This is a genomic window from Chelativorans alearensis, from assembly GCF_010993735.1.
Classification (GTDB): Bacteria; Pseudomonadota; Alphaproteobacteria; order Rhizobiales; family Rhizobiaceae; genus Chelativorans; species Chelativorans alearense.
This window is the reverse complement of the sequence record NZ_WQNI01000008.1, coordinates 169132-189188: the sequence shown is the minus strand read 5'-3', so window position 1 is coordinate 189188 and position 20057 is coordinate 169132. Positions and strand designations below refer to the sequence as shown.

At 63.0% G+C, this 20057-nt stretch carries 18 protein-coding genes and 2 pseudogenes; 11 read left to right on the top strand and 9 right to left on the bottom strand.

Annotation, left to right across the window (positions count from 1 at the left end):
• Positions 1 to 97 precede the first annotated feature (97 nt).
• A complete protein-coding gene (locus GPJ75_RS13885; RefSeq protein WP_163268924.1) occupies positions 98 to 2740 on the bottom strand; it encodes a cation-translocating P-type ATPase in 2643 nt (880 codons plus the stop codon).
• 87 nt (positions 2741 to 2827) lie between these two features.
• On the opposite strand from GPJ75_RS13885, the gene GPJ75_RS13880 reads away from it, so the two are divergent.
• From GPJ75_RS13880 to GPJ75_RS13865, 4 genes are all read left to right on the top strand, one after another.
• Positions 2828 to 3169, top strand: a complete 342-nt coding sequence (locus tag GPJ75_RS13880) for an SDR family oxidoreductase (protein WP_163268923.1) — start codon at positions 2828 to 2830, stop codon at positions 3167 to 3169.
• A gap of 332 nt (positions 3170 to 3501) precedes the next feature.
• Entirely contained in the window at positions 3502 to 5151 is a 1650-nt protein-coding gene (locus GPJ75_RS27590) for a helix-turn-helix transcriptional regulator (RefSeq protein ID WP_163268922.1), read from the top strand.
• A 201-nt stretch (positions 5152 to 5352) separates the two neighbouring features.
• On the top strand, positions 5353 to 6036 hold the full coding sequence (locus GPJ75_RS13870) for a hypothetical protein (RefSeq protein ID WP_163268921.1): 684 nt from the start codon (positions 5353 to 5355) through the stop codon (positions 6034 to 6036).
• 16 nt (positions 6037 to 6052) lie between these two features.
• The gene (locus GPJ75_RS13865; protein ID WP_163268920.1) at positions 6053 to 6862 is read left to right on the top strand and encodes a methyltransferase domain-containing protein; all 810 of its coding nucleotides are present in this window, start codon (positions 6053 to 6055) and stop codon (positions 6860 to 6862) included.
• Positions 6863 to 7096: 234 nt separating this feature from the next.
• Here GPJ75_RS13865 and GPJ75_RS13860 read toward each other — a convergent pair whose 3' ends face one another.
• Positions 7097 to 7906 (bottom strand): class I SAM-dependent methyltransferase, encoded by an 810-nt coding sequence (locus tag GPJ75_RS13860; protein ID WP_163268919.1) that lies wholly within the window; start codon positions 7904 to 7906, stop codon positions 7097 to 7099.
• Between GPJ75_RS13860 and GPJ75_RS13855 the strand changes: the two genes are divergently transcribed.
• The gene (locus tag GPJ75_RS13855; protein WP_246249053.1) at positions 7905 to 8792 is read left to right on the top strand and encodes a winged helix-turn-helix transcriptional regulator; all 888 of its coding nucleotides are present in this window, start codon (positions 7905 to 7907) and stop codon (positions 8790 to 8792) included. The genes GPJ75_RS13860 and GPJ75_RS13855 overlap by 2 nt on opposite strands.
• 153 nt (positions 8793 to 8945) lie before the next feature.
• On the opposite strand, the gene GPJ75_RS13850 is transcribed toward GPJ75_RS13855, so the two are convergent.
• Positions 8946 to 10094 (bottom strand): DJ-1/PfpI family protein, encoded by a 1149-nt coding sequence (locus GPJ75_RS13850; RefSeq protein WP_163268918.1) that lies wholly within the window; start codon positions 10092 to 10094, stop codon positions 8946 to 8948.
• Positions 10095 to 10222: 128 nt separating this feature from the next.
• Between GPJ75_RS13850 and GPJ75_RS13845 the strand changes: the two genes are divergently transcribed.
• Together GPJ75_RS13845 and GPJ75_RS13840 are read left to right on the top strand one after the other, a co-directional pair.
• Positions 10223 to 11194 carry a GlxA family transcriptional regulator gene (locus GPJ75_RS13845; protein ID WP_163268917.1) on the top strand — a complete coding sequence of 324 codons (972 nt, stop codon included), beginning with the start codon at positions 10223 to 10225 and terminating at the stop codon, positions 11192 to 11194.
• Positions 11195 to 11308: 114 nt separating this feature from the next.
• Positions 11309 to 11518, top strand: a complete 210-nt coding sequence (locus tag GPJ75_RS13840; RefSeq protein WP_246249052.1) for a DUF1858 domain-containing protein — start codon at positions 11309 to 11311, stop codon at positions 11516 to 11518.
• Positions 11519 to 11528: 10 nt separating this feature from the next.
• Here the strand turns inward: GPJ75_RS13840 and GPJ75_RS13835 are convergent, their stop codons facing one another.
• Entirely contained in the window at positions 11529 to 12230 is a 702-nt protein-coding gene (locus tag GPJ75_RS13835) for a Crp/Fnr family transcriptional regulator (protein ID WP_163268915.1), read from the bottom strand.
• Positions 12231 to 12350: 120 nt separating this feature from the next.
• Here GPJ75_RS13835 and GPJ75_RS13830 point away from each other — a divergent pair, with 120 nt between their 5' ends.
• Together GPJ75_RS13830 and GPJ75_RS13825 are read left to right on the top strand one after the other, a co-directional pair.
• The gene (locus GPJ75_RS13830) at positions 12351 to 12791 is read left to right on the top strand and encodes a pseudoazurin (protein WP_163268914.1); all 441 of its coding nucleotides are present in this window, start codon (positions 12351 to 12353) and stop codon (positions 12789 to 12791) included.
• An 86-nt stretch (positions 12792 to 12877) separates the two neighbouring features.
• Positions 12878 to 14050, top strand: coding sequence for an NnrS family protein (locus GPJ75_RS13825; protein WP_163268913.1), 1173 nt, complete (start codon positions 12878 to 12880; stop codon positions 14048 to 14050).
• On the opposite strand, the gene GPJ75_RS13820 is transcribed toward GPJ75_RS13825, so the two are convergent.
• From GPJ75_RS13820 to GPJ75_RS13805, 4 genes are all read right to left on the bottom strand, one after another.
• On the bottom strand, positions 14047 to 14310 hold the full coding sequence (locus GPJ75_RS13820; protein ID WP_163268912.1) for a DUF6455 family protein: 264 nt from the start codon (positions 14308 to 14310) through the stop codon (positions 14047 to 14049). The two genes, GPJ75_RS13825 and GPJ75_RS13820, sit on opposite strands and share 4 nt — an antisense overlap.
• Before the next feature lie 110 nt (positions 14311 to 14420).
• Positions 14421 to 15524 (bottom strand): copper-containing nitrite reductase, encoded by a 1104-nt coding sequence (gene nirK, locus GPJ75_RS13815; protein WP_163268911.1) that lies wholly within the window; start codon positions 15522 to 15524, stop codon positions 14421 to 14423.
• Between the two features lie 369 nt (positions 15525 to 15893).
• On the bottom strand, positions 15894 to 16100 hold the full coding sequence (locus GPJ75_RS13810; RefSeq protein ID WP_163268736.1) for a hypothetical protein: 207 nt from the start codon (positions 16098 to 16100) through the stop codon (positions 15894 to 15896).
• 251 nt (positions 16101 to 16351) lie between these two features.
• Positions 16352 to 16495 carry a hypothetical protein gene (locus GPJ75_RS13805; RefSeq protein WP_205602534.1) on the bottom strand — a complete coding sequence of 48 codons (144 nt, stop codon included), beginning with the start codon at positions 16493 to 16495 and terminating at the stop codon, positions 16352 to 16354.
• A 54-nt stretch (positions 16496 to 16549) separates the two neighbouring features.
• On the opposite strand from GPJ75_RS13805, the pseudogene GPJ75_RS27660 reads away from it, so the two are divergent.
• Positions 16550 to 17518: pseudogene (locus GPJ75_RS27660) on the top strand (LacI family DNA-binding transcriptional regulator).
• A gap of 131 nt (positions 17519 to 17649) precedes the next feature.
• On the opposite strand, the pseudogene GPJ75_RS13795 reads toward GPJ75_RS27660, so the two are convergent.
• Positions 17650 to 17766: pseudogene (locus GPJ75_RS13795) on the bottom strand (BA14K family protein); the annotation flags it as partial.
• Between the two features lie 642 nt (positions 17767 to 18408).
• Between GPJ75_RS13795 and GPJ75_RS13790 the strand changes: the two are divergent.
• On the top strand, positions 18409 to 20046 hold the full coding sequence (locus GPJ75_RS13790) for a right-handed parallel beta-helix repeat-containing protein (protein ID WP_163268910.1): 1638 nt from the start codon (positions 18409 to 18411) through the stop codon (positions 20044 to 20046).
• Positions 20047 to 20057: the final 11 nt, after the last annotated feature.

The following is a 20057-nucleotide window of genomic DNA, read 5'->3' as shown; positions in this document are numbered from 1 at the left end:
CACTCGAAGAGGCTCTAATCAAAGCTCTTTGCACCGTCGGCATCATTGACGCGGATCAAGGAGCGCGACTCTTGGGCCGCCGAGCAGCGGCGGTAGGCTACGGGACCTGCTTGCGGCGGCGTTTGTCCCACCACTTCTCGATTTCCATCACCGCAAGCAATGAGGAGGCGGCCAGAAGCAGCCAAGCCCATTCGGTCAGCGTGACGGGGGTGAGATGCAACATATCACCGAGGCCTGGCATGTGCATCGCGGCGATATGCAGGGCCTGCGCGGCGACCACACCGAGGATCAAGAAGCGGTTCGCGAGAAAGCCCCTGCGGAAGATGGAGTGGTGTTCGGATCGGCTGTTGAAGGTCTGGAAGTTCTCGAAGAGCACGAAGAGAAGCAGGAGCAGGTTGCGCGCGGCGTCGATATCCATGCCAGTCTCCAGCAGCCACCAGAAGAACACGAAGCCGCCGAGCCCCATCACGGCGGTCGAATGCAGGATGCGGCGGATCATGACGCGGTCGAAGATCGGCTCGCCGGGCCTGCGCGGGGGATAGGCGAGCTCGTCGCCTTCCGCGCCCTCCGCCGCCAGCGCCACGTCCTGGATGCCGTTGGTGACCAAGTTGAGCCACAGAAGATGCACCGGCAAGAGCGGCATGGGCAGACCGAAGGGAATGGTCAGCAGAAACAGCGCCACCTCCGCCGCCCCGGTCGAGACCAGCATGAAGACGACCTTGCGGATATTGGCATAGGCAACGCGTCCTTCGCGGATGCCGGCGACGATCGAGGCGAAGTTGTCGTCGGTAAGCACGATGTCGGCGCTTTCGCGGGCGACATCGGTGCCTTTGCGCCCCATGGCCACGCCGACATGAGCGTGGGTGAGGGCAGGGGCGTCGTTCACGCCGTCGCCGGTCACCGCCACGAAATGGCCACTGCGCGCCAGCGACATGACGATTGCAAGCTTTTGCGCCGGGTCGACGCGGGCATAGATGCGCGCCTGGTGGGTCAGGCGGTCGAGTTCTTCCTCGCCTTTCTCCTCCGCCCGGCGCACATCCTCGCCCGTCACCACCTGCGTCTTGTCGAACCGTAGTCCCGCCTGCGCGGCGATTGCCGCGGCGGTGCGTGGGTCGTCACCCGTCACCATCGCCACCTCGACGCCGGCGGCGCGGCAGTCGGCGATCGCCTGTGGCACCTCCGGGCGGATCGGGTCCTGCATGCCGGCCATGCCGAGGAAAACCAGGTCAATCAGGTTGCTGTGATCATATCTGCCGTCCTCATCCGCTGCGATCGTGCCCTCCGCAAAAGCAAGTACCCGCAGGCCGCGGGCCGCCATCTCTTCCTTCTGGTCAAGCAAGGTCGCGTGGTCGATCGGCACCGGCTTGCCGCCGGCATCCATGCGTGCGGCCATGGCGATCAGCGTTTCCGGCGCACCTTTGACGAAAATGCGCACGCCGCCGCCTCGGCGGTGGAAGGAGGCCGCGTAGCGAATGTCGGGCTCATACGGGATGCGCGCGACCAGAGGGTAGGTCTCCTGGATATCCTCGTGCCGGATGCCGGCCTTGCGGGCGGCGGCCAGCAGCGCCACGTCGACCGTGTCGCCGAGGCCCCTCCAGCCGCTTTCTTCTTTCAACAGCCGCGCCTCGTTGGGCAGGCTCGCCGCCTTCAAGAGGGCTGCGACACGCGCCTGCGCGTCGATGCCGACTGGATGAGCGTTGCGAACTGCGCAGGCCTCGAGGTCGTCGCCCGTTTCGAATATGAATCTTGAGCCCTCCGGAAGGCAGACATCGGTGACGGTGAGTTCGTTGAGCGTTAGTGTACCGGTCTTGTCGGTGGCGATCATGGTGCAGGAGCCGAGCGATTCCACCGCGGGCATGTTGCGCACGATGACATGGGAGGCCGCCATGCGCCGCATGCCGATGGCGAGCGCCACGGAGATGGCGACTGGCAACCCTTCAGGGATGGCTGCTACGGCCAAGCCCACCGCCGTCAGGAACAGGGTGTAGAAGGGCATGTCGCGCAGAAGCCCGACGGCTATCAGCAACATCACCGATATGCCGACGGTTACGGCGATCATGCGCGAGAAATGTTCGAGACGGATCATCAGCGGCGGCTGCGTCATCGGCCGCCTGGTTATCTCGGCGGCTATCAGGCCGAGTTCGGTCGCATGCCCGGTCGCGATCACGATGCCGCGCCCGCGCCCGCGCGTGACAAAGGTTCCGGCAAAGGCGCGTGCCGCGCGAGGGTCCGTTGCTGTCGTGCTTTTCGCCACTGTCGCCGATTCGCCCGTCAGAAGCGACTCGTCCGCTTTCAGGTCGATGGCCTCGAAAAGGTCGACATCAGCCGAAATCCGCTCCCCTGCCTCCAGGAAGACGACGTCACCCGGTACCAGCTCACGCGCATCGATGTGGCGTACGATTCCTTCGCGCAAGACACGCGCATGCGGCACCTCGAACCGGCGCAGAGCGGCTGCGGCACGGCCGGCCGAATATTCCTGGGTCGCGCCTATGATGCCGTTGACGAGGAGAACGGCGCCGATGAACAGCGCATCGCTTGCCTCGCTCAGAGCAAGCGAGACGAGGGCCGCCGCCAGCAGGATATAGATCAGCGGGCTCAGGAACTGCCGCAGGAATATGACGAGGAGCGACGGGGACTGCGGCTGGGGAAGCGTGTTGGGGCCGAAGCGGGCGAGCCGGGCAGCCGCCTCGGCTTCGCTCAGGCCGTCATGTTGCGCGTGCGGGGAGGTGCTGGCATCCATGGTGGCTGGAATACCGCCGCTATCACCCCACAGCCTTGACCTGGCGCAACCGCGTGGTTCGGCGGCGATGGATATCACAGAGGTTCCATGACCTTCACTTCGGGGATCAACAAGGATCGCCCGCCGGTTCCCGGAGGTTCGGTCGTGTCCGCGATCGCCGGCTCATTCAGCTATCTGGCCAGCGCCCTGTCGCTGGAACTGGCTCCAACGCGTGTAAACGTCGTGTCACCCGGATGGGTCGACACGCCAATGTTCGATGAGCTCGTCGGAGAAGCCAAGTCCGGCTTCTTTGAGAGCATGGCCACTCGCTTGCCGGCAGGAAAGATCGCGACACCCGCCGACCTCGCCCCTGCCTACATCTACGCTATGGAAAGTGACTTCAGGACCGGCGAGACCATTCACATCGACGGCGGCCAGAGGCTCATCTAACCGCCCTTCCTCGGGTCACGAAAGGTCCGTCAGAACGCGGCTCCATCGTCTTCCGTCAATTCTATCGCGGACATGAGGGATGGCTCGCGGAACGGGCTGGCCGGCCGGCCGGCCCAGGGCTTTGCCGGAGCGGGCGTCTTTCTCACCTTTGGGCCCTCCACATCCCGTGAGGTCAGATCTGAGAGAACCGAAGTTCGCGGGTGGGTGTTCCCATTCAGAGCGCTTTAAGTAGTGCATTCCGCTCATTCATGTTCGAGCATGCTATACTGTATTCTGGCTCCAAAGCAGCCATTGATGGCTGGGATTTCCGTTCGTCTCCGGGACCAGGGTGGATGGGCAGGTCAGATCGGCAGCAATTCAACTATCTTATGCTCGGTCGCGAGGCCTACGAGGAAAGGGCGTGGGAAGATGCCTATCGGTTCTTTTCGCGTGCCGGCGAAGCGGCTCCGCTCGCAATGGACGATCTCGAGCGGCTGGCGATGTCGGCCTATTTGACCGGGCGCGACGAGGAGTACCTGCGGGTGCTGGAGCAAACCCATCATGCATATCTCGACGCGGGCGAGTGCCATCGCGCAGCCCGCTGCGCGTTCTGGCTGGGCCTGCGGCTTGTCTTTCGTGGGGAGATGGCTCCGGCCGCCGGCTGGTTCGGACGGGCGCACCGGCTGCTCGAACGCGAGCCACAGGATTGCGCCGAACAGGGCTACCTGATGCTGCCCAATGTCGAACAGCATCTTGCCGCGGGTAATCTTGAGGCGGCCTATGCTGCGGCCAGAGGCGCGGTCGAGATCGGCGAGCACTTTGCGGACGCCGATCTCGTGGCCTGCGCACGGCACTTGCAGGGCCGTGTTCTGTTGCGGCAGCGGCGGACCACCGAAGGCTTCGCGCTCCTCGACGAGGCGATGGTTTCGGTCACGGCTGGCGAATTGTCGCCGCTCCTCACCGGCTTGATCTACTGCAGCGTGATCGAAGCGTGTCAGCAAGTCCACGCTCTGGGCCGCGCACGCGAATGGACTTCCGCTCTGGGGCGATGGTGCGCCGAACAACCCCAACTGATCAGTTTCAGCGGCACCTGCCTGATGCATCGCGCCGAGATCAAACGGCTCAGCGGCGCATGGCAGGACGCGATTGACGAGGCGCAGCAGGCCGTGGAGCGTTTGACGCAGTCGAACAATCGGAAAGATGCGGCTGGGGCGTGGTACCAGTTGGCGGAAACACACCGTCTTCGCGGAGACTTTGACGCAGCCGAGCAAGCGTATCGAAGTGCGAGCCAATACGGCTTCGAACCGCAGCCGGGCCTTGCCCTGTTGCGATTGGCCAACAGGCATATTGATGCGGCTGCGGCTGCAATCCGGCGCGTCATGGGTGCGACGACCGACCATCTGAGGCGCATGCGACTGCTGCCCGCTCATGTAGAGATCATGCTGGCGGCTGACGACATCGAAGAAGCACGGCGTGCCTGCCGTGAACTGGAGGATGCTGCGAAAGGCTATGGAACCGAATTGCTGCGCGCGCTTGCTGCCCACGCACGGGGAGCGGTGGAACTGGCGGAAGGCAAAGCGCAGGCCGCGGTGATTTGGCTGCGCCAGGCAATCGAGGGTTGGCAGCAAGTCGATGCACCGTACGAGGCAGCGCGGGCACGCGTCATGATGGGCCTGGCGTGCCGCGCCCTTGGTGACAAAGATGGTGCGGCACTGGAGTTGCAGGCAGCCCGAACAGTGTTCCAGCAGCTTGGTGCCACGCCGGACGTTTCTCGTGTCGATACCCTGCTTGGTATACGGTCGGACGAAGCCTGCGGCCTCTCCGCCCGCGAACTGCAAGTCCTCCGCCTGATCGCTACTGGTAAGACCAACAAGGAAATCGCCAACGAACTGCAGTTGAGCGGAAAGACAGTGGACAGGCACGTCAGCAATATTTTCAGTAAGCTTGACGTCCCCACTCGCGCCGCCGCCACCGCCTGGGCCTACGAGCACCGCCTGATCTGAGCGTGCCTCTGGCATGGGTGGAATCACCCATGCCATTATCGGCGCTGATGGGTGGTTCGCCCGAAGCGCCGCCCTCCCTTCCGCCCTAAACTTACACCGTCAGCCATAGTTGTGCGGCGCCTCAGTGCAGCTCACCGCGGACCGCAGGGCTGACTGGGTGATCGCGCTGCGAACATCCGGCCACAATGAAAGGAGGAAGCGATGTCACATGCCGATACGGGGATGCGGGTTGCGGGCTCTTGGCTCGCGCTGGCAGCGATCATACTGGCGGTCGCGCTCGTCTTTCACGGTCCGATCGCTCCGGACAGCAGCGTGCAGATGCAGAACATCGCTGATGGAAGCCTGCGGTGGACTGTCGTGCACTGGGCTGCCGCTGCTGCCCTGTCCTTCTTCGCCATCGCGGGCTTGATCGCGTTGACCGCCGGCTCGCGGCTCACTCGGGAATGGTGGACGCTGTCCGCGTGGGGGCTGCTGCCGGTCGGCGCGCTCTGGACAGTGACCACGGCTGTAGCCGAAGCCACCATGATTTACCACGCCGCGGTGAGAGAGAACCGGGCGGTCTTCGAAACTTGGCGGTTGTTCGCGGAAGGCAGCGCCAACGGCTTCGCGGCGATGGCCTTGGCGTTCGCCGTGATCGCAGCCGACGAGGCACGCGCGGACAGCGGCGCCACGCCCTTTTGGGCTTCGTCGATCGGCGCCATCGCCAGCCTCGCCTCATTTGCCGGTTGGGCGCTGGCGATGTGGCTTGGGCTGCCCTTCGGCGCTCCGATCTGGGTTGTGGGGTCGATCGTGATGTGCCTGTGGCTCGTCTGGTTCGGCCTGTCACTGGCGCGGGCCGAGGTGGGTCGGGCGGGCATCCGGCGGGACACACCGTCCGCCGCCTAAGGAAAAGGAGGTATCGATGACACAGCAAGTTTACGGAAAGTCCTACGGTGCAACCCCTGCCGAGAACTATCAGCGCTTTTTTGTCCCTTCCATCGGTGCGCCAGTGGCCGACGATCTGATCGGCGTTGCAGGGCTTCAGCCGGGCGAGCGTGTGCTCGATGTCGCGTGCGGCACCGGCGTCGTGACGCGGCTCGCGGCGGAGCGCGTCGGTGCCGGCGGCACGGTTGCCGGCCTGGACGTGAACCCCGGAATGCTGGCGGTGGCCCGTTCTCAGACCCCGCCGAATATCCCGATCGACTGGCACGAGGCGAGCGCCGAGTCGATGCCGCTTCCGGACGACGCGTTCGATGTCGTGCTGTGCCAGATGGGACTGCAGTTTGTCCCAAACAAGCTGGCCGCGCTGCGCGAGATGCGGCGGGTTCTGGATACGGGCGGACGAGCCTTTGTCACCGTGCCTGGTCCCAAGCCGCCCATGTTCGCGATCATGACGGATGCATTGGCCCGTCACCTGGGCCCGGAAGCCGCGTCGTTCGGCGATCTCGTGTTCTCGATGCACGATATCGACGAACTCACCGAACTCATGCGTAACGCCGGCTTCCGGGAAGTCGATGTTCAGGCAAAGCCCAGGACCCTTCGTCTCCCGGCGCCGGCCGATTTCCTGTGGCAATACATCCACAGCACGCCGCTCGCCGAAGCGGTCGCTCAAGCCGGCCAAGCAAAGCGCGATGTGCTTGAGCGGGACATCTGCGTGCAGTGGCAAGAGTTTATGGCGGACGGCTCCATGTCGCTTCAGGTGGGCATGACGACGGCGGCCGCGCGGAAATAGACGTGTGAGATGCTTGCAGCCTTGCGTTGAGCGAAGGTGAGTGCGGAGTCATTCGCCAGGCGCTCGATCGCATGGCCCGTGAACGGGCAGGCGATGACGGCTCGGCCATCCCGAGAAACCTCGTCAATATTGGTCTCCGGCGTGCAAAGCGGTCAGTCGACCAGATACCCCGCGAGGGACCGACGAGGGCGGCAACGCGATCATTACTCGATGCCGCCCCCGCAATTACGCAATTCATGCGGGCCGAACGCCGCGAACAGCAAAGGCCCGCGCCGTGAGGCGGATGCTACCGTCAGGTCCTGCCGGCAGCTCCGCGCGAAGCTTTTCCTGGAGCGATTGGCGTTTGGTCTCGGAGAGCGAAACGCAATATCCAGGCGCCGGCCCCTGGCCGCCAAGGAACGGCGACCAGTAGTCGTCGAAATCGCGGAATACGGTCGGCACGTCGATCGCGCGGTCTTGGATGTCGTCAAGGCCAGCCTCGGCGAACAGCGCACGTAGCGGCTCAGGCTTGCAGATCGGGAACCTGCGCCCTTCGTCGAGTTCGCGCGCGGCGGGATCCAGCGTCACGGCGGCTTCCCAGAAGCGCCGCATCAGTTGCATCTCGCCAGCATAGTCCCAGACGTAGACTGCGAGGCTTCCGCCCGGCCGCACGACCCGCCGCATTTCCAAGAGCGCCCTAGCCGGATCGGCGACGAAGTTGAGAACGAGGCCGGCGACGGCGACATCGAAGGCCTCATCCTCGACGGGGAGGGCCTGCGCGTCTGCGATTTTGAACGCGATGCGCGGCTCGCTCAGGCGGCTCCTGGCGAAATCAAGGAATGCCTCCGATGGGTCAATCCCGAGGACCTGATGCGGCGCTGCGCGATTGAGGATCGTCTCGCTGAGCGCCCCGGTCCCGCAGCCGACATCGAGCCAGCGCGCACCTGCGGGGAAGGCGAGCCAGTCCAGGAATTCGGCTGCAACAAGCCGGCTCCAGCGACCGACATAGGGCTCGTAGGCATCACCGGCGCTCCACTTGTCTTCACGATGGACAAAATCTGTCATGGCATCCTCCCTTTTCAAGATCACTTCGAAGAGCATGCGCGAGGCGGCAGATATCTCCAGTCTAGAAATTGAATCGATCAGCATTCGGTTTTTTTGCTATGATCTGTCCGACATGGAGGCCGTCATGGACTACGGTCAGCTCTGCCCCTTGGCCAAGGCCACGGAGATACTCGCCGAGCGCTGGACGTTCCTCGTGATTCGGGAACTCCTCTCCGGCGCAACCCGGTTCAACGAGATCCGCCGCGGAGTGCCGTTGATGTCGCCATCGCTCTTGTCGCGGCGGCTGCAGCGGCTGGAGCGCGAAGGTCTGGTCCGACGAGAGCCCTCCGGCTCCGGTCATCTCTACTATCTGACAGAGGCTGGCCAGGAACTTGCGCCGATTGTCAACCGGTTGAGCCGGTGGGGTGAGCGCTGGGTGTTGGGCCACATCGACACGCGCAAGCCGGATGTTACCGCGCTGATGTGGGCGATCCGTCGACGCGTTGATCCGTCAGTTTTCGGGGGAACGCGTATCACCATTCAGTTCGAGTTTGCCGATCAGCCCCGGGCGAAGCAGTTCTGGTGGCTCGTCAACGAGGCGACCAATGTCGATCTGTGCCCGAAGGATCCCGGTTTCGAGGTCGACCTTTACGTTGTCACCGATCTGCAGACGATGGTGTGGATTTGGATCGGCAAGCTGCGACTCTCGGCCGCGATCAATGCCGGCACTCTGGAACTCTTAGGCGCCCCTGACCTGCGGCGGGCATTCTCCTCGTGGTTGCTCCTCAGCCCGTTCGCGCAGAGAGAAGGATTTGCAGGTGAACCGAACCCGCGCACTGGCAGAACGTCCGGGTGCGATTCGCCCCAACCATTGATGATGTCACACGTCCGCCTGCCGAAGATATAAGCACCGGAGCGGGCGTACATGCGGTCGACCTCATCTTTATGGCGCCGCCGTCCGGTCCAGCAACTGAGGTCATCTTCTGGCGTCGTGCCGATTCTGCTTCGAACGGAGCATACAGGCGAAGATCCGGCTTAATCAGACCATCCAGCCCGGCAGTCACCACGCCACCCGCCGCGGATATTCGAGCTGCATGGCGACCACGTTGGCGGTGCGGTCTCCGTAGCGCGCCGTGATCGCCTCGAGCGCCTGGTCGAGCGCATCGGCCGGCCGCTGGTTGGGAAAGTGCGAGACGCGACGGGCTTCGGGCCAGTCCATGCCCGACTGGTCGGGGATGACGCGCACCCCGTTGCGGGTCTCCACCGCGTCCGGCGAGGCGGCAACGGTCGTCGCACTCGACCGGTAGGTCCGCGACCAGGCGTCGGCCACCAGGGCAAGCGAGACCTCGTCCATGCCCGGTTCGAGCCAAATTCCGAGCTTCTCCCGCTTCCAGAAGGCCATCCGGTTGGCAAGCACTGTCGTCGCGAACGGACGGGTGAGCTTGAACGCGCCGCTCGCATGTCGCGCATCCCATTCTTCGAGGCCGATGTTTCGGGCGGCCGACACCGCCTTTGCCCGGCCGGCGATCGCCTCGATCAGCGTCAGCATCATCGGTATGGACGCGGTGATGCCGGTCGTCGTCACCACGCCCGCGTCTGAGACCATGCGCCGGTCCGCGATGTAGTTGATCGTCGGGCTACCCTCAAGCATGTCATGCAGGTAATACCAGTGGGTGGTCGCGCGCTTGCCGTCGAGCAGCCCGGCGGCGCCGACGACCTTCGCTCCGGCGCAGATGCCGATGATCCTCGCGCCCTTTTCCGCCTGGCTTCTGAGCCAGATGAGTGCTGCCGGGTCGTCGTCGCGGCTCATGGCCGGCACGATCACGTAGTCGGCTCCCTCAGGATGCCTGGCATCGAACTCCGCGATGGTCGCGTCAGGTTGAACCTTGAGCGCGGGATAGAGCTGCACCGGTCCCGATCCGGTCGCGAGCATCACCACGTCGGCCACGTCGGCACGTCGCAGGATGCCGGTCGGTACGAGGTAGTCAGTTGTCTCCGTGGCATCGTTGATGCCGATGACAGCGATCAGTGGACGCGCGCGCCTTGCTGGCTTGAGCGAAGCGATCATGGCCTCCGTTTCTCCCTGCGGCACAATCGGCGCCTCTGCCGCCGCCGTCGCGGAGGGCAGGCCAATTACCCAGCCGGTAAACCCTGCCAGGCAGATGAAGAGGAGAGCGACACCTCCCCAGATCAGATAGGATTTCAACATGGCTGCATTGCTCCAGAAGGTGAAACGGAGATGCCTTGAAGCGGCTGGTGGGCGCTTTCAGCGAACGGTCGTAGCCTTAGCAGCGGGAGTATCTGGCAGAAATGACAAAATCGTTGTAATTTCTGCCAATGCATCATGTCGCCTTCATCGTCTATCCGGGTTTCGAGCTGCTTGACGTTTCCGGGCCTGCATCGGTCTTCAACGGCGCCAATCGTGCCTTGAAACAGCAAGGAAGGCCTGCCTTTTACAAGGTTGATCTCTCATCGGCCCAGGGCGGCGTCATTAAGAGCAGCAGCGGCGTTGGGGTGGAAACGCGTCCGGTCATTGAGCTTCAGCCGGGTGAGGCCCAGACGGTGCTGGTTGTGGGGGCGGAACGGGAACCACTTCTGCTGGCGCTTGGCGATCCGGCCCTGCGGGCAGCTGTCCCGCAACTGGCTGGGAAGGCCGAACGATTCGGCTCTGTCTGCACCGGCGGCTTCTTCCTGGCCGCACTCGGGCTGCTCGATGGCCGCCGCATCGCGACGCACTGGGATTCCTGCAAACCACTCTCGAAAGCCTTTCCAAAGGTTAGGGTCGATCCAGACGCCCTTTATGTGGTCGACGGGCGGCTATGGACGTCCGCCGGGGTGACCACCGGCATCGACATGGCGCTGGCGATGATTGCGCACGATCTCGATGCGACGATCGCCGGGGAGGTCGCGAAACGGCTGGTCCTTTATGCCCGGCGTCCCGGCTATCAGTCCCAGTTCAGCCCGGTCCTGCAGGCGCAGGTGAAGGGTGACAGTCCGTTCGCCGAACTGATTGGCTGGATACAATCAAACCTCGACGCACCACTGGACGTGCCCTCGCTGGCCGCTCGCGCCGGCCTTACCGAACGCACCTTTCATCGCAAGTTTGTGGCGGCTACCGGCAAGACGCCGGCCCGCTTCGTAGAGATTGCCCGGCTCGATGCCGCGCGAATGCTTCTATCGCGGGGGCTCTCGCTGAAGTCGGTCGCGGCACAGGTCGGCCTTTTCCCGACAGCGCGCCTCACGGAAGCCTTCGAGCGCCGCTTTGGCGTCGCACCGAGGCTGTTTCGCGAAATGCACGCCGAGCTGTAAGCGCGGTCCGTTCCGCCTCAGAACCGCCCGCAGCGCCTACTTCTTTGCGCAAGCACAACGACCTGCCGCGCGGTGGGCGCGATATTTGTTCCTATGTTGCAAGGAGGCCGAGACGTGCGCAAGCCGCGCCTTAATCCAGATATGTCGCTCGAGGAGATCATGGCTGTGTGGCCGGCCGCCGTGGCTGTCTTCCTGCGTCATCGCATGCTCTGCGTGGGTTGCCCGATTACGGCGTTCCACGCCGTTACCGACGCCTGCCGCGAGCACGGTGTGGATGAGGATGCCTTCATGAAAGAGCTGCAGACGGTCATCGCCAGCGCTTGAGGACCGGCAGTTATGTCTTGTCGCGGCTTTCCGCCTTGAGCATCAGGCTGTGGGGGTTGCACACGGTCACATGTTTGCGCCTGCTCTTCACGATGTTCTGTTCCTCCCAGGCGCTCAGCAGACGGCTGACGGTGTGCAGCGTCGCTCCCGTCATCTCGGCGATATCCTGGCGGGTGATGGGGAAGTCGATTTCGATTCCCTCCTCAGTCTTGCGACCGGTCTGCTTCACCAAGCGCAACAGCGCATGCGCCACGCGTTGCTCCACCTGCTCGGTCGACATCTCGACGACGCGCGTGTGCGCGTCCTGGAGCCGGCTGCCCACGGTCTTGTACGTGTTGGCACCGAGCGAGGGAAAACGCGAGGAAAGCTCCGGCCAGAGTGCGCTCGGCCAGGCCAGCGCCACGCAATCCATCGCCGCAACGGCGGTCGCTGGATAGGTTGTGCGACCAAGGGCCGCCGCGATGCCGAAGATCTCGCCTTCGGAGATGTAGCGCACGATTACCTGCTGCCCCTCCGGCGTCGTGCGCACGACACGCACATATCCGTCGAGCAGTACGAAAAAAGACTCCGCTTCGGCCTCCTGATCGAAGATCGCGGTACCGGCTGCGAACCGGATCGACCGGGCCGGGGCAAGCACTTCTTCCAGTTCATCCCGCTGCAGGCCCTCGAACGGCGGCAGACCGGCGATCAGCGACGCGTCCAGCTTCGGCAAATCAACCTCCTGCGATCGGTTCTCGATTTTTCCAATCTCACTTTGCGCGAGCGCAAGTTTTCCGCCTGCGATCGGCGATAGGCAAGATGCAACACTCATTTTGACAAGAAAGGAACCAAAATGAAAAAGATGATCCTGGCTGCCACCTGTGTCCTCCTTGCCACGGCCGGGGCTGCCATCGCCGAAGAGCATGTTATCGAGATGCACAACAAGGGCGAGAAGGGCGTCATGGTCTTCGTGCCCGACATTGTTCGCGCTGCGCCAGGTGATACCGTGCGCTTTGTCGCGGTCGACAAGGGGCATAACGCCGAGACGATCAAGGGCATGGTCCCCGAGAACGCTGACGGCTTCAAGGGCAAGATCAACGAGGAATTCACCGTGACGCTGGAAACCGAAGGCGTCTACGGCGTCAAATGCGCCCCGCACTATGGCATGGGCATGGTGGCGTTGATCACGGTCGGTGAACCCGTCAACACCGCGGAGGCTGAAATGGTGAAGCATCCCGGCAAGGCGGGTAAGGTCTTTGCTGAGCTGTTCGGTCAGGTCGTCGCTTCGAACTAGACTCCAGAGCCATCTTCGCGGTGGCGTGACGGCGGCCGGGGGTGCGAGACGATGCTGCCCGGCCGCATTTTTCAATGGGGCAGACGATGGCAATTCCCCGGCTTCGGGATCTCGATGGGCCCGCCGTGCTTTCCTACGGCTTCAGGCCATTCTTCCTCCTGGGCTCGCTCTATGCGGGCCTTTCCATTCTCATATGGGTGCTGCTTTATGCCGGCGCGCTCGAAATGGGCACACTCTTCCTGCCGGTGGACTGGCACGTGCACGAAATGCTGTTCGGCTACCTTTCGGCAATTATCGCCGGCTTCCTGTTGACGGCAGTGCCCAACTGGACAGGCCGGCTGCCGGTGCAGGGAGGGCCGCTCCTCGGGCTCGTCGCCCTGTGGCTTGCCGGCCGTTTCGCGGTCTTCTTGTCGGCTTCACTCGGCTGGTGGCTCACAGCGCTTGTCGATTCCGCCTTTCTGGCGGCGGTAGCCCTTGCGGTCGCCCGCGAGATCGTCGCCGGCCAGAACTGGCGCAACCTCAAGGTGCTTGTGCCGCTTGCGGTGCTTCTATCGGCGAACGTGCTCTTTCATGTCGAGGCGCATGTTCAGGGCGTTTCCGATCTTAGTCGGCGCTTGGGGATCGCCGCGGCTATCGCGCTTATCATGCTTATCGGCGGCCGCATCATTCCCTCCTTCACGCGTAAGTGGCTGGTGCGGGAGAATCCAGGCCGGCTGCCGGCTCCCTTTGGCCGGTATGATGCGGTTTCGATTGCTGTTTCCGTCCTCGCGCTGGCTAGCTGGACTCTCGCGCCGGAGCTTGTCCTGTCGGCGGTGCTTCTGGCGGCTGCGGCGACCCTGCAGGCGTTGCGCCTAGCACGCTGGGCGGGCGATCGCACTGTACGCGATCCGCTTGTCCTGGTGCTCCACCTCGCCTATGCGTTCATTCCACTTGGTCTCTTGCTGCTTTCGTTGGCGATCCTCGCGCCGGACACGGTCCCGGTCGGGGCCGGCATGCATGCGTTGGGCGGTGGTGCCATAGGCGCAATGACGCTGTCGGTGATGGTGCGGGCGACGCTGGGCCATACGGGACGCGCGGTCGAGGCGGGCGGTGGCGCGGTGTTCATATTCGCCGCTGTCTTCATCGCAGCGCTGCTGCGGATCCTGGCTGCGTTCGATCCGCAGATGGTGTGGATCCATGCGGCAGGGTCCGCCTGGGCTCTTGCCTTCCTGGGCTTTGCCGTCATCTACGGCGGTGCGCTGCTGCGGCCGCGTATTTAGAGTGCCAGTTCCCGTGCCCGATGGATACGGCCGGCATTCGGGCAAAAGGAGGGCGGGTCCGCCCGCCCCGCGCTCCCCTGCAGGTCGAGCCACAACCGGCATTCCTTTTCCGCCGGGCAGAGCATGCAACTGCGGGCAGCGGCGGCGAGGGTAAAACCCAGCCTGTCCATCGCCAGCGCCGTCGGTGCCACACCACACTGCTCAAACATCTCACTCATGTTGCGCGCCTTCGCGCCGATCCGGTCCGCTAGATTTCCCATCGCTCTCTCTCCCATGCCGTGCGGTTCTCTGACTTCCAGTGCTGCCCCTTCGGTGGACAAGAGCGGCCCGGCGTCTTGCGCCGGGCCGTCACTGATTGCCGGCTCGTTGCTCAGTTGGTCATGATCGGCCGCGGTGCATCGACCTGCTTCATCAGGTCGTCGTCCCACTCGCCCTCGACCATGATGTGTGCCGCGGCGCCCAACTCAATCGCCTCGATGAGGTTGTGGTTGACGTAGGCATAGAGGCCGGGCTGCAGGAATGTATAGGTCGCAGCACCCGCCGAGCCGCCGCGGATGAACCAGGTCTCCAGATCCCTGGCGGGGGCGTTGGCGAACTTGCCTTCTTCCCACACATGGTCGCCATGACCGCCGATCAGGTGGGGCCGGCTATCGCGATTTGCCTGCGCGTGGACGAACATCACCGTCTCGCCGACCTTTGCCGTGAGTGCATTTTCGCCGGTGAGCGCGCCCTTGGCGCCGTTGAAGACCACGTGGGTGGGCACGAGGCCGCGCATGACCTCTATGGTGTCGGCGTAGGCATCGCCGGCGGATTCGTACGTCTTGAAGGTGCCGTCCTCGTTGCGCGGGACGTAGAAGTCGTTCTCGCCGATGTAGTAGATGCGGTCGTAGCGGACCGGTTCGCCCTTCTCGTTCGTGAGCCCCTCACGCGGCAGCACCATGATGGTGCCGCTCATGCCGGAGACCACGTGCCAGGGGGTCATTGGGCCGCCGGGCGCGCAATGGTAGACGAAGACGCCTGTGCGCGTCGCCTTGAAGCGGAGTGTCGCCTGTTCGCCCGGGTTGATGAGCGTCAGCTCGCCGCCGCCCATGGCGCCCGTGGCGGCATGAAAGTCGATGTTGTGCGCCAGCCCGTTCGTCTCTGGGTTGACGAGTGTCAGCTCGACATAGTCGCCCTCGTGCACCACCATCATCGGTCCGGGCACAGAGCCGTCGAAGGTCATGGCCTGGAATGTGGTGCCCTCGTCGTCGATCATGATCTCCTTTTCCTGGATCGTCATGGTGAACTCGACGATCTTCGGTCCACCGATCGCCACCTGTTCATGCGGGTGCACGAAGGGGGGAGGCACCAGTACCACCTTCTCGCGCGGAAGGGCATCTGCTGCGTCAGCCAGCGCAGGCGCGGCCATCAGGGGCAGGGCGCTCAGCATGGCGGTCGCAGCCACGCCCAGCAGTGCTTCGCGACGCGTGAACATCTTTCGTCTTCCTTCTCGTGTTCGGTTATCGATGAAGGAACGATATGCGTGTCGCCGTGGGAATTCTTTGCTCTGGCGCAAATACGCTTGCTTTCGTTCGGCATGGGGAAACTTCTAGAAAGTACTTTTCGTAAGCCGCCAAGTATCGCGTTCGGCGCGATTTGCGCTGGATCAAGTTCAGGGGTCGGCAAACGGGCTTGGATTAGCGGCCATCATTGAAGGCCATGCCTGCACGCTGGCCACGCTCAATACGCCATGAAGAACCGGCACTTCGTCGTCGCGGAGAGCGTCAAAGGGACATTGCCCCGACGGTTGGATTCCAGTGCCCGCGGGTTGTCGAACGGGGCTTGTTGACTGCGGACTGGTTTGTTAGGTCGAGATCGGCATCGCAGGACGCCGTTGCGGAGCGGACACGCTGTTGGACGGCTTTGGGATTTTCACGAACGGTTCCCGCGCACCGGCACGGCGCATCAGGGTGCGGATATCGTCAGGGGTGTAGCCGTCGACCGCCATGACCTTGCGGATGATTGGCTCACTTAAGAGCTCGTCGAGCGTGGGTTCGCTCCCATGTGCCATTGCGTCGCCTCCAACAACGGATGTCGAATTCCCGCATCATAGGCGGGAACGGTGACTAGCTGATGTCGTCAGTTTGGCCAATATGTGTATCCAGTTGGCCATGCTCGTTCTGGGTCTGACGCTTGCCCTTAGCCGTGTTCCCCGAGAGGCGAGGAGGCCGCTAGCGAGTGGAACACGGACTGCCGCTCCGTCGCGCAATGGCCTGACTGCGGGGAGGGCGCCGTTTTGTGCCCCCCAAGTTCCATCGAAAGCTATTCGGCCTGCGGCTCAAGCCGGGCAGCGATAAATTTGAAGTTCGTCCACCACCACCATGGGCCTTCATAGTAGTTGTTGGCTGAAGGATAGTTCGTCCAATAGGTCTCGTTGACCGGAACGAATTTCGAGGTACCGAACATCTCGATCGCCGGCAGGCCTTTGACTAGCTCCTTGAGGATCCACAGCGGGCGGGGGTGTCGCGGACGACGGTCTCGCATGTTCTCAACCATGCGGACCGCGTCTCCGTCCATCTGCGCGAAAGGGTACTGAAGGCGGTCGAAGAGCTGGGCTACGTGCCGAACCCGCAAGCAAAGAGCCTGCGTACGGGCTGGACTAACCTCGTCGCCATGCTGATCCCGGACATCCGGAACCCATTCTATCCCGAATTGGTCAAGACCGCTCAGTACGAGCTCGAGGCGGTCGGGCGCGACACGCTGATCTTCAACGTAGACGTGCCGGGCAGTCACTCCCAAGAGCACAGCAAGGAATATTTGCGGCAGCTTCGCATCAAGCGCGTTGACGGCCTGATCGTCGGGGATTTTGCTCTGCACGGCATGCATGATGCTCTGTTTCAGCTCGACATTCCGGCCGTCTTCATCGGCCATCTGCCGAACCACGCTGTCGACAGCGTCAAGACCGACGACTTTGGCGGCGGCTACCTGATGGGGCAGCACTTTGCCCGCTAGGGACACAGACGCGTGGCCCACGTCACCGGCCCATCTTTTTTTGCGGAGGCCATGGCCCGGGCAGACGGTTTCGAGAAAGGGCTGGCCGATCACGGTGCGCCGATGGTTCCCGAACTCCGCTACGAAGGCACGTACCTCTCGCCCTCCGGCATCGAGGCGGTGGGCTGGTTGCTTGACCGGCACGGTTCAAACCTGCCAAGCGCTATATTTTTCTCAAATTATTTCATGGCATTAGGCGGATTTGCCGCATTGCATGATCGCGGCCTGAAAGTGCCGGACGACATCGCGGTTGCCGTCTTCGGGGATCACCCACAGATGGAATACGTGCGTCCGCGTCTCACACGCGTGGGTGTAGCGCCATCAGTGCTCGCGGCAAGAGCAAGCCACATGCTCATCGATCGATTGGAGGAGAGATTTTCGGGTCCTTCGAGAAGTGAGATCATCCCATGTCGCCTGCATGCGATGGAAACCGCTTGATGCTGATCCAACTGCGCTGCGGGCTGGCCGCACAGTGACATCGCATACCGCCGTCCGACCAAGATCGAGGTGCTGCGTGCCCGCTTCAAGCCTACACCGGCGCCGCCTTCGGCAGGACGCACCATGCCAGTTCAGTTGTAGGGCGAGTAGCACGGCCTGCGAGGGCCATTGTACGGCTGGAAGCTGTTGTCCCACTCCCGGTAGGAGCGATAGCGGCTGTAGCACCACGCCACGTGAGCATCTCCTGCCGAGCGATATTCAGGAGCGGGACGATAGGCGGGAGCAGAACGGTAGGCGGGGCGGACTTCGAAGTAGATGCGGGAGCCGCTCCGCTCGCGATAGTGGCGACGCGGTTTCCAATACTTCTCGCTGTGCTCGTAGCGGCTCCAACGCCCATGGCCGCTTTCATCCTTCCAAGGATCAGCCGCAGCCATCCCTGTAAGTCCGGTCGTCGCTACGGACAACGCCGTCATCACGCCAAGCAACTTCATGGTCATCTTCCTTACATCATTTGCAACGCCTCAGGCACGGCATAGGTTGCGATAAAGATGGCCAAAGAAAGAAGCTCCCGGGCAGCCGTTGCCTTCTTCCACCTGAACGGCAGACACGGGTTCATCTGCCGACGTTGCCGGTTGCTGAGCCGATGGAATCCGGCAGGTGTCTGTCAACCACCATACCACATGCGCCAAAGCAGCCTGTCCCCGCGAATGAACTGGTGGTAGCCATGCAATCAACGTGGTTTGCGGTAGACGGACGAAGGTGTGATGCGAATGAAGGAATTGGCTGTCGACCCGCGTGAAGGAGCGCCCATGCCCGCTTGTGATCCTGAATCTTGTGCGAGGAATGCGGGGCTCCAAATCGCAGTTCGTGCGGCACGGCGCATACTTCCAATGGCGATGCTGCTTTTCCTGGCGCCTGCAGCGCTTGCATCGGAGTGCCTGTTCCTGAAGTCCAATGAAGCCCATCAGTTTCATGCGACAGGCGCGGGCAGTGCGGGCGTTGTCTGGATGGTGGATGGAGTCCCTGGCGGAGCGCCGGCGATCGGGATCATCGATGATCAGGGACGTTATATAGCGCCGGCAAATGTGGACAGGGCCGTGAACGTCACGGTCACGGCAGCTTCGGCAAACGATTTTGGAGACACGGAAAGCTGGGCTGTCTGCAACGAGGCCTTCGTCCGGTCCGGCGACACCCACCACGTGGCGACCATCGGTTCTGACACTGACCAGGGAACGTCCGACGCCCCATGGCGCACCATCCAGCACGCGGTCGACCAGGCTGAGCCGGGAGACACGATCCTGGTGCATGGAGGCGTCTACAACGAGGCGGTAACGATAACGCGCTCGGGCTCAGCCAAAGGCGGCTACATCACACTCGCGGAGGCACCGGGAGAGAGCGCGATCATCGACGGCACCGGACTAGTTCGGCAGCCCTTTGGAATGCGCGGCCTGATTACCCTTGCCGACGTCAGCTATGTCCGCGTGAAGGATTTCGAGATCCGCAACTACAAATCGAACAGCGAATTCATCGTGGTCGGCGTTCTCGTACAGGGAGCGGGCGAGCGTATCGAGATACGAGACAATGTGATCCATCAGATCGAAGCCAACAACATCCCCGCGAGGGGTAATGCCAATGGGCTGGGCATTGCCGTTTACGGGCAAACGGAGCTTCCCCTCCGCAACATCATAGTCGACGGGAACGAACTTTTTAACCTCAAGACCGGCCGAAGCGAGGCGCTGACCATCGGCGGCAACGCCGAGGGCTGGCAGGTCACGAACAATATCGTACGCGACAGCAATTTCATCGGCATCGACGCGACCGGCTATTATATCGACGGCGCTGAATATGATCGCGCGCGCCGGGGCTGGATCGCCGAGAACGCCGTCTACAATCTCTCAAGCGCGGAAAATCAGGCGCTGACCATGGTGGCGGCTGCGGTCGGCATCTACGTCGATGGCGGCCGCCACATCACCATCGAGCGCAACAGGGTCGAGGCCAACGACGGCGGCATCTGGCTCTTGAGCGAGCATCCCGGGAAGAACACCAGCAATGTGATTGTTCGCAACAACCTCGTGCGCTTCAACCGCGACGCCGGCATCCTTGTGGGTGGCTACGACGAGGCCCAATCCGGCGGGGCGAACAAGTGCACGATCGTGCACAATACGCTTTTCCGGAACAACAGCCGGGACGTGCCAGGCATCCATTCGGGCGAACTCCAGATCGGCCACCACGCGAGCGATATCCGCTTTGAGGGCAACATCCTACTTGCCGGCCCGAAAGGCTATGTGATCACCAGGTTCTCTCCAGCCAAGCCGAGCTCCGTGACGATCGGGCATAACCACTACTCCACCTCCGGCGGCAGTGACCGCACGCGCTGGTTCTGGGTTGACCGGAATTTCTATAACGATGGCAGGTCGGAGGATGATTTCGATGCGTTCAAGGCGGCCAGCGGCGACGAAGGAAGTGTCGTCGAGGAACCCGATGTCCTGGATATCAATGGGCCGGAGTGGCGATGGACCGCAAACTAGCTGGCGTTGGG

Bases quoted from the DNA above. Each gene is read 5' to 3' on its own strand.
- GPJ75_RS13825 (WP_163268913.1), top strand. From the start codon at position 12,878: ATGGCAATTCCCCGGCTTCGGGATCTCGATGGGCCCGCCGTGCTTTCC.
- GPJ75_RS13830 (WP_163268914.1), top strand. From the start codon at position 12,351: ATGAAAAAGATGATCCTGGCTGCCACCTGTGTCCTCCTTGCCACGGCC.
- nirK (WP_163268911.1), bottom strand. From the start codon at position 15,524: ATGTTCACGCGTCGCGAAGCACTGCTGGGCGTGGCTGCGACCGCCATG.
- GPJ75_RS13845 (WP_163268917.1), top strand. From the start codon at position 10,223: ATGCATCATGTCGCCTTCATCGTCTATCCGGGTTTCGAGCTGCTTGAC.
- GPJ75_RS13805 (WP_205602534.1), bottom strand. From the start codon at position 16,495: ATGTTCGGTACCTCGAAATTCGTTCCGGTCAACGAGACCTATTGGACG.
- GPJ75_RS13865 (WP_163268920.1), top strand. From the start codon at position 6,053: ATGACACAGCAAGTTTACGGAAAGTCCTACGGTGCAACCCCTGCCGAG.
- GPJ75_RS13880 (WP_163268923.1), top strand. From the start codon at position 2,828: ATGACCTTCACTTCGGGGATCAACAAGGATCGCCCGCCGGTTCCCGGA.
- GPJ75_RS13855 (WP_246249053.1), top strand. From the start codon at position 7,905: ATGGCATCCTCCCTTTTCAAGATCACTTCGAAGAGCATGCGCGAGGCG.
- GPJ75_RS13790 (WP_163268910.1), top strand. From the start codon at position 18,409: ATGGCGATGCTGCTTTTCCTGGCGCCTGCAGCGCTTGCATCGGAGTGC.
- GPJ75_RS13850 (WP_163268918.1), bottom strand. From the start codon at position 10,094: ATGTTGAAATCCTATCTGATCTGGGGAGGTGTCGCTCTCCTCTTCATC.
- GPJ75_RS13860 (WP_163268919.1), bottom strand. From the start codon at position 7,906: ATGACAGATTTTGTCCATCGTGAAGACAAGTGGAGCGCCGGTGATGCC.
- GPJ75_RS13810 (WP_163268736.1), bottom strand. From the start codon at position 16,100: ATGGCACATGGGAGCGAACCCACGCTCGACGAGCTCTTAAGTGAGCCA.
- GPJ75_RS13820 (WP_163268912.1), bottom strand. From the start codon at position 14,310: ATGGGAAATCTAGCGGACCGGATCGGCGCGAAGGCGCGCAACATGAGT.
- GPJ75_RS27590 (WP_163268922.1), top strand. From the start codon at position 3,502: ATGGGCAGGTCAGATCGGCAGCAATTCAACTATCTTATGCTCGGTCGC.
- GPJ75_RS13885 (WP_163268924.1), bottom strand. From the start codon at position 2,740: ATGGATGCCAGCACCTCCCCGCACGCGCAACATGACGGCCTGAGCGAA.
- GPJ75_RS13870 (WP_163268921.1), top strand. From the start codon at position 5,353: ATGTCACATGCCGATACGGGGATGCGGGTTGCGGGCTCTTGGCTCGCG.